Genomic DNA, 12,484 nt, shown 5'->3' on the forward strand with positions numbered 1-12,484 from the left:
TTCATTGCCGGATCGTACTCTTCCAACTCCGAACCCAGATCTAACGTACTGATCACCGCTTTACCGATAATATATCTTCCTTTATTTCCCAGTTTATCAACCGTTCGGACTCCCCATATATTATGCATCACCATGACACTCTCATGATAGGTTCCGATATATAGCAAGACATGCCCTTTGAGATAAATAATTGTCTCAAAAGGGATCCCTTTTTCTTTAATCATAGAAATCTTTTCATCATCCGAAAGCCCGTCAAATGATACGATTTCTCCTTTACGAGATTGAGCTGAAGAGTTACGGGGCAACCAAATGCCAAAGGGAGTAAGCATATCCCGAATCATGGAGGAACAGTCTCGTTCACCGTACATGCCGCCCCAGCCATAGGTATTTTTGAGCATCTGTGTTCCGACCGTAATTAAATCAGCTTTATTCAGTTTACTGACTCCGACATGCCCGGATTTGACCGGTAATACAAGAGTCTGTACCGAATTATTCGAATCAATGCCTTTTAAATAATAATTCTCTCCCTCAATGCGTTCTAAAGGCAAAACCATCCCTATGCGAGAATACGCGACAAATCGGTTACTGCTATCATATATGGCAACATTATCTTCAGTAATAAAAACTTTTTCTGATTTTTGAATATTTGAAGCCATTGAATTATCGATTGCACAGACCCCTTCAGATTTGACCCATCCGGATGCGTTATTGGTAAAAATATAACTCCAGGCACCATCTTTCGAAGTATGCGAAATAAAAATAGGTTCGTTGAAATTGACACTGCTGTTTTGGAGAAGATCGAACGGATATCCGTCCCCGGGGCGATCAGGATTTTTATAAAGCGGCTTATCGGTAGGAAAAGCACGGATATTCATCCACTTAAGGGTAACCGCTTTTTGGTTGAGGGTTCCATAGGCCTCAAAATTAGTTTGATTTCGCATCTCTTCAAACCAAGCCGGATTAACGGGTAAAAGATTACTGCCATAACCTCCCCGGTACGCACGAAGAGGCCAGGAAACATCTTGAACGCTTTGCGGTGGGAGTGTATAGTTCCATGGAGAGAAATAGCGTCCGTCAAAATTCATTTGAGCTTCCAAAAGCTCTTCATGTTCAACAGCATTTTTGTCGACATAAGGATTCATCGATTGCTCAAAGCGTTCTAAGTCATTAACCTTTGGACCGTATTCGGGTAACTTTAAATCCAAATCTTGTGGAAGCATACAACAAAACGGATCAGTCAATACACTTTCATTATTATCAACTTTAGGAAGAGTATTAAGAGGTTTCAGCGGAGGTGCGATAATCGGAGTATGGGTACTGCATCCGCCTAATAGCAATAAAATTCCACCCATCCACAGTGTTGTTCTCATCATACTTTCCAATCTTATTCTACTCCGCCGAAACGCCCTACGACTCTTCCGATAATTTCAACTTCGTCTTTTCGGGCAATATAGGTCGGATAGTCTTTATTATCAGAAATAATATCAAGTTTACCATCAATTCGTACTTGTAATCGTTTAATAAATAGTCCATGTTCAGTACGAATTGTAAAAATACCTCCGCGACTCAGATCATTTTTTGAACGGTTGACAAAGACGATGTCGTTATAGCTGAATGAGGGCTCCATCGAGTCCCCTGAAACATTAATTGCTTCGATATGGCGCAACTCTTTTTCTCCCCCGAGGGAGACGACAAAATTTTCTTCCAGCATCAACGGCTCATAGGAGAGCTCATCATTTTCCGCCCCGCCCCCCGCAGAGGCGTTTACCGACGAGAAATAGCGTACCATATAAAAACGGTTAGTCGGTTCGATAAGACTTTCCGGAGATTGATTATAAAGGAGCCAGTTAATCGCGATAGAACGCTTCGCACAAAAATCAAGCAACTCATTAAAAGGTATCTTATTGCGCTTTTTCATGGTTGCAAAATTCATTTGCGTAATTTCTAATAATTCTGCCACATCTTTATCGAAAACTTTTTTATCGGGAAACTCGGAAGAGACAATATCTTTGATCGTCTCAACTATATCGCTGAATGTTTTCACAGTGAAATCCTTTTAAACTATTGATAAGATATTGTATGGATTATGACATAAAAATTTAGTTTATATGACAAAATGACATATTATATGAGATATTTTTGAATTTAATTTACTATTTGCCTAATATCACTCAAGGAGTAGACGATGGCAAAGGTTATTCGTAAAGCAAACGGATGGATGGACAAATTTGAGATTAAGATGGAGAAATGGGCAGAAAGACTTTTTTAGTCTTCTTTCTTTTCTTCTTCTTTATCATATTTTTCTAAACGCGATAGATGATATCCGCGAAAAATATATACGATAAAAAGTACAAAGAGTACGAGGACTATGGTATCAAGTATTTGGCTCATATTACATCATCTTTCGATAAGAATTAAAATTTTGTTTGATCGCTTCATAGAGAATAATACCGCTGCTGATGGCAAGATTGAGGCTGCGGCCCTCTTTGGTCATAGGGATTGTCATGGTCTGCTCAGGGTATGCATCCAAAATTTCCGCCGGAAGCCCTGATGTTTCGCTTCCGAAAAAGAGATAATCCCCTTCTTCGAACGGAATTTCAAAATAAGGTCTTTCCGTCTTGGTCGTAGCAAAGAAAAAACGCTCTTTGTTAGGATGTGCTTCCAAAAACTCTTCCATATTTTCCCAGACATGCAAATCAATTTTATGCCAATAATCCAAACCTGCGCGTCTCACCGCTTTTTCATCAATATCAAATCCGAGGGGTTTAATCAAATGAAGCGTTGAACCGGTATTAACGCAAAGTCTTCCTATTGTCCCGGTATTATTGGGAATCTGGGGAGTTACTAATACGATATTAAACATTTAAAAGATAATCGTTTTATTGGTATGAACAAAAATACGATCCTCCAATGCCAGTTTAAGCGCTTTAGACAAAACAATTTTTTCGACATCCCGTCCTAAACGCTGCATCTCTTCCCATCCAAAAGCATGATTGACATGGATAACATCCTGAGCAATAATCGGCCCTTCATCCAGATGGTTATTGACAAAATGGGCAGTTGCCCCGATAATTTTCACTCCGCGCTCATACGCTTGTTTATACGGGTTAGCCCCGATAAAAGCAGGAAGAAACGAGTGATGGATATTAATAATTTTATCTTCATATGTTTCTACAAATCGTGGAGTCAAGATACGCATGTATTTGGCCAGTACAATATAGTCGATATCCCCAAGCTCGGAGAGTTTGGCAAGAACACGTTTTTCATGCTCGTCGCGGTCACATCCTTCATGGGATACCGTATAAAAAGGGATATCAAATTTTGATACCAGAGGCTCAAGCAAATCGTAATTGGAAACGACTCCGACGATATGGCAATCAAGTTCACCTGCTTCATAGCGTATTAGGATGTCTCCGAGAGCATGAGATTCTTTCGTTGCCATAAGTACCACGCGCTTTTTCCGAGGAGCAATCACTTCAAGATGTGCATTCGAGGGCAAAATATTGGCAAGTTCATTTCGCAGTACATCGGGAGCAATTTCTCCCGCAACAACGCTGCGCATAAAAAATTTATTGTGTGCTTTATCCACAAATTCATTATTGGAAATGATATTGAGATTGCGGTGGTAAAAGATACTTGATACTTTGTATACAAGCCCTTTTTCATCATTACAACGGATCAGTACACGATATTGTTCATTCATTGGTCATCCTCGAATTTGCGCGCATTTAAATTATTTGATGGTGTCTAAACGATGGTCGATAGTCGCTAACAGATACTCAAGAAAATTGAGTGTCAAATCGACCTTAGCTTCGATTTGGACATTGTTCGGTGATTGGAATCCTTCAAAAAGAACCAGTAAACGTTCTCGGATACCTTCTAACATTCGGGCCTCATCGTCACGCACTGTGTGAATTGTTTCAACTACAGGATGGTCATTTTTTATCGGTTCTTCATGAAGAGGTATCTCTTCTTTAGGATGCCCGATATTTTCTAAAGGTTCGGGCAATGTCGATAACTCTTCAATTTCGGCCAATGTGGATAAAATAACATCTTTTAGTTCCATGTACGCAACAACCACCTTTCAAACTGAATAAATTCTGCCTCATCATCCATCTGGACAAAAAAAGCTTTCATTTCGTTATTAACCCCTAAAAACTTTTTCCGCATCCCGGAGAGTCTGCGAATAGCAATTTTTGCATCTGCATTAGAAGGGTCTTTTTTTAAAATTTCTTTATAAATTTCAAGAGCATCTTCTTTGAGCCCTTGAAGTTCATAAATATTGGCGAGTGTTAAAGTTTGCATTTTGCCGCGAAGTTAGCGATAATTGAACCCATCTCACTGGTAGAGCAGATCTCTTTCGCATCAAACCCTGCGATGTCTTTGGTTCGATATCCTTGTGCCAATGCTTGTTTAATTCCATAATCGATACGATCAGCAGCTTTTTGCTCATTTAACGCAAAACGGAGCATCATGGAAGCACTTGCAATGGTTGCAATAGGGTTGGCAATCCCTTGCCCTGCGATATCAGGCGCTGAACCGTGAATCGGTTCATAGACTCCGATGGAAGCACCTACGGATGCAGATGGCAATAGCCCGATAGAACCCGATAGCATACTGGCTTCATCACTCAGGATATCTCCGAAAATATTGCCGGTTAAAATCACATCGAATTGTTTTGGATCACGAATCAACTGCATTGCCGCATTATCTACATACATATGGCTCAGTTCCACTTCCGGATACTCGGTTGCCACTTCTTCGACAACTTCTCTCCATAGTTGGCTGACGTCTAAAACATTAGCTTTATCAACAGAGCATACTTTTTTCGTCCGTTCCATGGCGATTTTAAACGCAACGTGAGCGATACGGATCACTTCATCACGGGTGTAGACCATCGTGTTCCAGCCCTTGTTCTCATCACGCCCTTTCGGCTCACCGAAATAGATACCGCCGATCAGTTCACGTACGACCATTAAATCGACACCCTTGACGATTTCAGGTTTTAATGAGCTGGCATTAACCAATTCATCGTATACGTTTGCCGGACGAAGATTGGCAAAAACACCTAACTCTTTACGGAAACGGAGCAATCCGCTCTCAGGACGTTTTTCTCTCGGAAGCGTATCCCATTTGGTTCCGCCGATAGCACCGAAAAGTACCGCATCACTGGCAAGTGAAATATCGATTGTCTCTTGAGGAAGAGGATCGCCTGTTACATCGTAAGCACATCCGCCCATCAAGGCTTCTTGGTAATTAAATTCGATATTTTCCATAGCGGCAACGGCATCCAGGACTTTAACCGCTTCATCAACGATCTCAGGACCGATTCCGTCCCCTTTAATCAGTGCAATGTTGTAACTTTTCATCAATTATTTCTCCTGTGCCGCTATTTCGGCATTTGCGTAATTCATTAATCCACCGGCGCTTAGCAATTCTTGCATAAACGGAGGGATGGGGATAAAAGAGTAAACTTTTCCATTCGTCGTATTGGTGATGGTCCCCGCATCCATATCGATACTGACGGATTCACCTTCCTTGATCTCTAAACTCTCGGTAAGTTCAAAAATCGGCAATCCCATATTGAATGCGTTTCGATAAAAAATACGGGCAAACGTCGGTGCGATAACCGCTGCAACACCAGCTGCTTTAAGCGCGATCGGGGCATGTTCACGAGAAGATCCGCAACCGAAATTTTCATCGGCTACGATAATATCACCCGGAGTCATTTTGCTCACAAATGTCGGATCAGCATCCTCCATAACATGTTTGGCAAGCTCTTTGGGATCAGAGGTGTTGAGATAACGGGCTGCGATAATGAGGTCGGTATCGATGTCTTTACCGAAATTCCAAACTTTCCCTTCAATTTTCTGCATCAAAAATCCTATCGTATGTAAAATTGAGTGGATTATAGCCAAGAAGAGTTGAAAGAGTTTTAAATCCCCGAAAAAGGGATTTAATAGTGTTTAATATTAACGTTTCAATCCGTTGACGGTTGCCAGCATCTCATCACTGGTCGTAATCACTTTTGAGTTTGCATCGTAGGCACGCTGACCGGTAATCAAATCGGTAAGTTCAACCACCAGCTGAACGTTTGAGAGTTCTACAAATCCCTGGCGGATTGAACCTAAACCGTCTTCACCCGCTGTACCTTCGACAGGTTGTCCGGAACTGTCGGTTTCAACAAAAAGGTTGTCCCCCATCGCATGTAAGCCGGCCGGATTGATAAAGTTGGTCAATGAAATCTGTCCGACTTGTGTTGCCTGTGCCTGTCCCGGCTGAGTCACACTCACAATTCCGTCTGTGCCGATGCTGATATTGGTAGCATCGGAGGGAACAACGACTTCAGGGATAAGAGTGTAGCCATCCGAGTTGACGATTGTTCCGTTCGCATCCACTTTGAAGGAACCGTTACGGGTATAGACTTCCGTACCGTTCGGAAGTTGCAGTTTAAAAAAGCCTTGGCCTGTGATCGCAAGATCAAGAGGATTGTCCGTTTGTTTTAAACTTCCTTCCGTAAAAATTTTATTGATCGCCGTAGGCCGAACCCCTAGCCCCACTTCAATACCGGTCGGAGACTGAGTCGTGTCACTGGTAGATGTTCCGGCATAGGTCATGACTTTGTACATCAAATCGGCAAACTCGGCACGAGATTTTTTATATCCCATCGTATTAACGTTGGCAATATTATTCGCTGTAGTGTCGATTTGGGTTTGCATTGCGAGCATCCCGGTAGAGCTGGTATAAAGTGATTGCATCATGAGTCATTTCTCCTTAGTTTTATCGTCGTGTTGTAGCGATTTTTTCAATTGCATCGCGGTTCATGTCATTCATCTGCGTATCCATGGCTTTTTGATACATTCCGACCAGCCGGTTGGCTTCGACCAGTGAAATCATTTCATTGACGGCATTGACATTGCTTCTCTCAGTAAACCCCTGCATTACGCTTCCGCTATCCGCAAGCGGTGTCAGGGGATCGGTTGAATCAGGAACATAGAGATTGTCGCCCTCTTTCATCAGCATACGGATGTTTTGCGGCTCGACAACAAGAATTTTTTTATTGGCAATCATTTGGTTAGACCCGGGTACGTTTGTCGAAATTTGTCCGTTTTTATCGATCGTAACGATACTGTCACCGGGGTTCAAGGTAATAGCTGTTTTCGTTTGAAAATAATCAGTTGAAAGAACTTCATGTCCTTGTTTGTTCACTAGTTTTCCCTGATCACTAAGGGTAAATGTACCATCACGCGTCAAACGGACACCTTGGGGTGTGCTGACCGCAAAAAACTGTCCCTCTTTTGATAATGCCATATCAAAGGTATTACCGGTTTGCTGCATTGAGCCCAGACTTTGATCGGTATAAGCATCGGTGATCTGAGGTACGCGGCTGAGCGAACGGTTCAAATACTGTGCTGCAGCTTCGGTTTGATTTTGAATCGGAAGCTCGCTTTGTGCTTCTTTAAATAGACGCACAAAATCGCCTGTGATCAATTGATCCCGTTTGTATCCCGTTGTATTAGCATTAGCAAGATTGGAAGCGATCGTGTCCATACGATTGAACTGGGCTACCATTCCCGCTGTTGCCGCATAATATCCGGTCTGCATTTATCATCCTTGTGGAGTATTGAGACTCAGATAGCAACAAGTGTTCCAACGTTCTGGAAAGATGAGATTTTATAGCCTATAAATGTGTTTAAGAAATATTTCGGTATAATCCACCTCTTTTTAACGTAAGGGAGTCTTCCTCGCATGAGTGTCAAAGATTTAAATAAACATCTCGAAACCCTATTCACCGAACATAAATCCAAAAATTGTCTCACTTATGAAACAATTGTCGATCCTTTTGACAAACAACCGACTCTTGCGCAAGCAAAAACCATCCTAAAGTTAGCTCAAAAACACAAGATCTGCCTGTTCACCTCTTCGGAGCATGCCAAAATGCTCAATCAGCAAGAGGCTGCAGCAAAACGTGCCGCCCAGCTTAAATTTATTGAAGAAGCCAGCGGGGATGAGTTTGATATTCTCAAGCAGCATGAACTGCTTGAATGGTCTCGTTCAGATTCTCCTGTCCGTATGTATTTACGTGAAATGGGTCAGATTCCCCTTCTTACTAAAGAAGAAGAAGTTGAAATTTCCAAACGTATGGAAATGGGAGAAGGAATTATTATCGATGCGATCTGCTCGGTTCCTTACCTGATCGATTTTATCCTCGATTACAAAGATCCTCTCATCAACCGTGAACGCCGTGTCAAAGAACTTTTCAAAAGTTTTGAAGAAGCAGAAGAAGAGGACAGCGAAGACGATACCGATGACGATACCGATGATGAAGAAACCAAAGAAAAAGCCCCGTCGGTTAAAGACAAAAAACGGGTAGAAAAAGTTGTCACCAGCTTTAAAGCACTTGAGAAAGCAAAAAAAGACTGGGTCAAAGCGACTGAGAAGATGTTAGACGAATGCAGTATTGATGAAATGGATGCGGATTACGTTTTGTTTTTCCTCAATGTCAGCTTTAAGAAAAAAATGTTGAAAGAGGCATTGCTTGATCTTGGGCCTACCTCTAAACTCATCAATGAACTTGTCCGCTCTATGGAAACGGCATTGCGTAGTGATGAAGGGTTTGACCGTGAGTTGAAACGTCTTGAATACAAGCTACCGCTTTTCAACGACCAGCTCAAAAAGAATCACACATTGATTTTGAATAAAATTTGCGACTTGACCAAAGAAGAGATCGCGACCAAAGTGCCTGAAGCAACGATGGTCAGTACCTATATGGAGATCAAAAAACTGATCCAGACCAAAGAAGCTTCCAAAGGCGGCTTTAATATGGAACCGGACAAGTTAGCCGATATTTTGGAGCAGATCAAACGGGGTAAAAATATCTCTGAAGTTTCCAAAACTCGGATGGCAAAATCAAATCTCCGTCTTGTTGTTTCGATTGCGAAGCGCTACACTAACCGCGGCCTCCCTTTCTTGGATTTGATCCAGGAAGGAAATATCGGTTTGATGAAAGCGGTTGACAAATTTGAATACCAAAAAGGGTACAAATTCTCGACCTATGCGACATGGTGGATCCGTCAGGCTATCAGCCGTGCGATTGCCGATCAGGCAAGAACTATCCGTATTCCGATCCACATGATCGAGACGATCAACCGAATCAACAAGATTATGCGTAAACATCTCCAAGAGCACGGAAAAGAGCCGGATGTCGAAACCATCGCAGAAGAAGTCGGTTTGTCTGTCGAAAAAGTTAAAAACGTTATCAAAATCACCAAAGAGCCGATTTCTCTTGAAGCTCCTATCGGAAACGAAGAAGACGGTCGTTTCGGAGATTTCATCGAAGATAAGATGTCGATCTCACCGAGTGATGCTATTTTGAAAGACGATTTGAAAGTTCAGATCGAAAGCGTACTTGAACAGCTTAATGAACGTGAAAAGGCGGTTATCAAAATGCGATTCGGAATTATGGACGATGAAAGTGACCGAACTCTCGAAGAGATCGGAAAAGAACTTAATGTTACCCGTGAGCGTGTCCGTCAGATCGAGTCCAGTGCGATCAAAAAACTCAAGCACCCTAAAGTGGGTCGCAAACTCAAAAATTATATCGAGGACTGATGACATTCGATCAGCAATGGATTGAATACGATTTCAATCCGTTTATCCTTTTTAATTCAGGCGGAAAAATCGTATCGTTGAATACCGAAGCGCAATATCTGCTCGGTGCGATTGAAGCGTCTGCCATCTATAAAATTGCGACAACTTATGCGAGTTCATCTTTTGGTTTTAAAACGACATTTTTAGAACTTGAGTTCGGCCGTTTTAAGTTTTTCGGTATTACGGTAGGCTATGAAGATGAAGAGCAGATCGGTATCCGTCTTTACCAACTCCCCTCTTTCCAGTTTACCAAGCAAAAGCCCGATGGACAATTGGTCAATGTTTACACTCTGATCGATCTGTGTATCAGCTCCAACTCGATCGGGTCACAGACAAAGTATCCTAAAGAGCTCGATCCTACCATCCCGGAGATCCGTCTTCAAACCGAAATGTTTATTAAACTTCTGAATAAGATTTATCTCTCGATGGGGGGAAATGAGAAGATTCTGACACGTTTGTTTTTCCGTGTCGGGGAACACATCAAGTTCGAAGGTGAGAAATATTCACTTTTCTCTATTGAGATATCTGCTGAGACGATTATCCGTAAATTTATTCCGGATATCACCCATTTAGCCGAAGAGAATAATCTCTTCGTTGATATAAAAGAGCAAAAAATTATTCTTAATGTTCCGATGATTGTGAAATAAACAGCTCACGGGCAATAAAGTATCCCAAAGGGATACCTGCCGCAAGTCCTAGAAGGTAGGGTAATACCAAGAGTGAATGGCTATTATTGAGGGCCAAAAAACCCAAGATTAAAAATGCATAGGGAACGAGCCGATAAAGTGAGACCCATGCAGAGGCATTTTGTGTCGTATTTTGGACAATATTGCTTTTTTGACGTGCTTTTTCTTCTTTGATCATCTGTTTGATATCCGTGATCTCTTGTTCCCGTTCTTCTTCATACAAATCATACGGGTCATCCATCATGTCGATGACATCTTTAGTGTCGTCTAATTCAGCACCCTCAACGCGATGTGTAATCATGTTTCGGTATGAGTATAAGGATCCCATCACAATGAACATCGACGTGAGCATTGCGACCGTGAAGTTTGCATAGACTGCTTTGGATAAAAAAAGTAAAAGCAATACGGCAAAATGCGATAATACAAAAATACGGACGGCCTGTTTAATCCTCATCATCATCCTCACCGACCGTTTGTCCCATATTGTACCGAGGGTCTTTGGAAAGTTTTTCAAATTCTTTGTATTGTTTGCTATAGGCTTTGTAAACATTTAAAAATGCGGCAGCGATACCCAGTACAACACCGATCCACAACAGCCAATCGATACCGAAAAGTTTTCTAAGTCCAAAACCTATCGCTACCCCGATTAAAATGGCAACAACGATTGAGATACCTAAAGAAAGGCTCTCCGCACCCTCTATGATCGGTTTAATACGCGGTTTATGTTCTTCTTGATTTTCTTCCATTACAGCTCCTTTTTTTCATACGCTATCGGAACACGTCCCGATTAGCTGCGTTAACACAGGGTTTCCTTCGGCAGGAAGCCCGCGTACACTTATGTGCCTGTTTTACAATTCTGAAAATATTTTATCGGCTGCCGTGATCGTCTCTTCGATCATTGCATCCGTTGTAGCAGTACAGATAAATCCTGTCTCAAACTGTGAACAGGCAAAATAAAACCCGCTGTCAAGCATCGCAGCATGAAAACGGGCAAATCGTGCCGTATCACTTTTCAATGCCTCGGCGAAATTCGTCACCTGATCACCGCTGAAGAAAAATCCGAACATTGAACCGCGGACATCTGTTTGCAACCCGATATTATGTTTTTTAGCGGAATCTGCAAATCCGTTCATCAAACGTTTTGCCCGTTCTTCTAAGACACCGAATACTCTGGCATTGGACTTTAATTTATTGATCGATGCCAATCCTGCGGCCATAGCGACAGGATTGCCGCTGAGGGTTCCTGCCTGATAAACACCGCCTTCCGGTGATAAATGGGCCATAATCTCACGACGCCCGCCGAATGCACCTACCGGCATTCCTCCGCCGATGACTTTACCGAGGGTCACCAAATCAGGTTTGGTCCCTGTAATGCTCTCTGCCCCGTGCAAACAGGCACGGAAGCCGCTCATTACTTCATCAAAAATCAATAAGGCACCGTATTCATCACACACTGCTCTGAGCTCGGCAAGAAAATCTTTCGTTGCGGGGACAAGACCCATATTCCCGGCAATCGGTTCAATGATGACACAGGCAATCCCCGGGCTCTCTTTGAAACATTGACGGACGCTTTCGATGTTGTTGTATTCGGCTAATAAAGTATGTTTGGTGAAATCGGCAGGAACGCCCGGTGAACTCGGAGTTCCGAATGTTACGGCACCGGAACCTGCTTGCACGAGAAGCGCATCGCTGTGCCCGTGATAACACCCTGTGAATTTGACGATATCATCCCGTCCGGTAAACCCGCGCGCAAGGCGGATGGCACTCATAACCGCTTCGGTTCCGCTGCTGACAAAACGTATTTTTTCGATAGAGTCGTAAATGGAGATAATCAGCTCAGCGAGATCACTTTCGGCTTCCGTGGGCGCTCCGAAGCTCAGCCCGTGTTTGACTGCCTCAATAACGGCATTTTCGATACTCTCATCACGATGACCGAAAATCAACGGTCCCCAGCTTTGAACATAATCCACATAACGATTGCCGTCGATGTCGATCAGATATCCGCCCTCCCCGCTCGCGATAAAACGAGGAATGCCTCCGACGCTTTTAAAGGCGCGGACAGGAGAATTAACGCCTCCCGGGATGAGTTGCTGGGCTTTTTCAAAAGCGCTTTGTGAGTGTTCAATGCTCATTCATAATCCTATTAT

Annotated in this window: 15 protein-coding genes; 2 read left to right on the forward strand and 13 right to left on the reverse strand. The window is 42.7% G+C overall.

Features of this window, described 5'->3' with window-relative positions; translation table 11 throughout:
• From WAO38_RS00690 to WAO38_RS00735, 10 genes are all read right to left on the reverse strand, one after another.
• Positions 1 to 1,370: SH3 domain-containing protein (locus WAO38_RS00690; RefSeq protein WP_422233364.1), on the reverse strand; the 1,370-nt coding region annotated here is incomplete at its 3' end.
• Between the two features lie 14 nt (positions 1,371 to 1,384).
• The gene (locus tag WAO38_RS00695; protein WP_422233366.1) at positions 1,385 to 2,044 is read right to left on the reverse strand and encodes a S24 family peptidase; all 660 of its coding nucleotides are present in this window, start codon (positions 2,042 to 2,044) and stop codon (positions 1,385 to 1,387) included.
• A 348-nt stretch (positions 2,045 to 2,392) separates the two neighbouring features.
• On the reverse strand, positions 2,393 to 2,863 hold the full coding sequence (locus WAO38_RS00700; RefSeq protein WP_422233368.1) for a tRNA (cytidine(34)-2'-O)-methyltransferase: 471 nt from the start codon (positions 2,861 to 2,863) through the stop codon (positions 2,393 to 2,395).
• Positions 2,864 to 3,703, reverse strand: a complete 840-nt coding sequence (gene purU, locus WAO38_RS00705; RefSeq protein ID WP_422233370.1) for a formyltetrahydrofolate deformylase — start codon at positions 3,701 to 3,703, stop codon at positions 2,864 to 2,866. It lies immediately after the preceding gene.
• Between the two features lie 30 nt (positions 3,704 to 3,733).
• Positions 3,734 to 4,066 (reverse strand): CiaD-like domain-containing protein, encoded by a 333-nt coding sequence (locus WAO38_RS00710; protein WP_422233372.1) that lies wholly within the window; start codon positions 4,064 to 4,066, stop codon positions 3,734 to 3,736.
• The gene (locus WAO38_RS00715; protein ID WP_422233374.1) at positions 4,057 to 4,305 is read right to left on the reverse strand and encodes a tetratricopeptide repeat protein; all 249 of its coding nucleotides are present in this window, start codon (positions 4,303 to 4,305) and stop codon (positions 4,057 to 4,059) included. Before WAO38_RS00715 ends, WAO38_RS00710 begins: the two co-directional genes overlap by 10 nt.
• A complete protein-coding gene (gene leuB / locus WAO38_RS00720) occupies positions 4,293 to 5,369 on the reverse strand; it encodes a 3-isopropylmalate dehydrogenase (RefSeq protein ID WP_422233376.1) in 1,077 nt (358 codons plus the stop codon). Before leuB ends, WAO38_RS00715 begins: the two co-directional genes overlap by 13 nt.
• Positions 5,370 to 5,372: 3 nt before the next feature.
• The gene (locus tag WAO38_RS00725) at positions 5,373 to 5,876 is read right to left on the reverse strand and encodes a 3-isopropylmalate dehydratase small subunit (RefSeq protein ID WP_422233378.1); all 504 of its coding nucleotides are present in this window, start codon (positions 5,874 to 5,876) and stop codon (positions 5,373 to 5,375) included.
• A 96-nt stretch (positions 5,877 to 5,972) separates the two neighbouring features.
• A complete protein-coding gene (flgG, locus tag WAO38_RS00730) occupies positions 5,973 to 6,761 on the reverse strand; it encodes a flagellar basal-body rod protein FlgG (RefSeq protein WP_422233379.1) in 789 nt (262 codons plus the stop codon).
• Positions 6,762 to 6,780: 19 nt separating this feature from the next.
• Positions 6,781 to 7,605: a flagellar hook-basal body protein gene (locus tag WAO38_RS00735; RefSeq protein ID WP_422233381.1), complete on the reverse strand. Its 825-nt coding sequence runs from the start codon at positions 7,603 to 7,605 to the stop codon at positions 6,781 to 6,783.
• Positions 7,606 to 7,749: 144 nt separating this feature from the next.
• Between WAO38_RS00735 and rpoD the strand changes: the two genes are divergently transcribed.
• Positions 7,750 to 9,612 (forward strand): RNA polymerase sigma factor RpoD, encoded by a 1,863-nt coding sequence (gene rpoD / locus WAO38_RS00740; protein ID WP_422233383.1) that lies wholly within the window; start codon positions 7,750 to 7,752, stop codon positions 9,610 to 9,612.
• Complete coding sequence (locus tag WAO38_RS00745) at positions 9,612 to 10,298, forward strand: hypothetical protein (RefSeq protein WP_422233385.1); 687 nt, start codon at positions 9,612 to 9,614, stop codon at positions 10,296 to 10,298. The genes rpoD and WAO38_RS00745 overlap by 1 nt, the downstream gene beginning before the upstream one ends.
• Here WAO38_RS00745 and WAO38_RS00750 read toward each other — a convergent pair.
• From WAO38_RS00750 to hemL, 3 genes are all read right to left on the reverse strand, one after another.
• Positions 10,273 to 10,791: a hypothetical protein gene (locus tag WAO38_RS00750; protein WP_422233387.1), complete on the reverse strand. Its 519-nt coding sequence runs from the start codon at positions 10,789 to 10,791 to the stop codon at positions 10,273 to 10,275. The two genes, WAO38_RS00745 and WAO38_RS00750, sit on opposite strands and share 26 nt — an antisense overlap.
• On the reverse strand, positions 10,781 to 11,083 hold the full coding sequence (locus WAO38_RS00755) for an AtpZ/AtpI family protein (RefSeq protein ID WP_422233389.1): 303 nt from the start codon (positions 11,081 to 11,083) through the stop codon (positions 10,781 to 10,783). Before WAO38_RS00755 ends, WAO38_RS00750 begins: the two co-directional genes overlap by 11 nt.
• Positions 11,084 to 11,185: 102 nt before the next feature.
• Positions 11,186 to 12,469, reverse strand: a complete 1,284-nt coding sequence (gene hemL, locus WAO38_RS00760) for a glutamate-1-semialdehyde 2,1-aminomutase (protein WP_422233391.1) — start codon at positions 12,467 to 12,469, stop codon at positions 11,186 to 11,188.
• Positions 12,470 to 12,484: the final 15 nt, after the last annotated feature.

It is taken from the genome of Sulfuricurvum sp. (assembly GCF_049277495.1).
In the GTDB taxonomy this organism is placed as follows: domain Bacteria; phylum Campylobacterota; class Campylobacteria; order Campylobacterales; family Sulfurimonadaceae; genus Sulfuricurvum.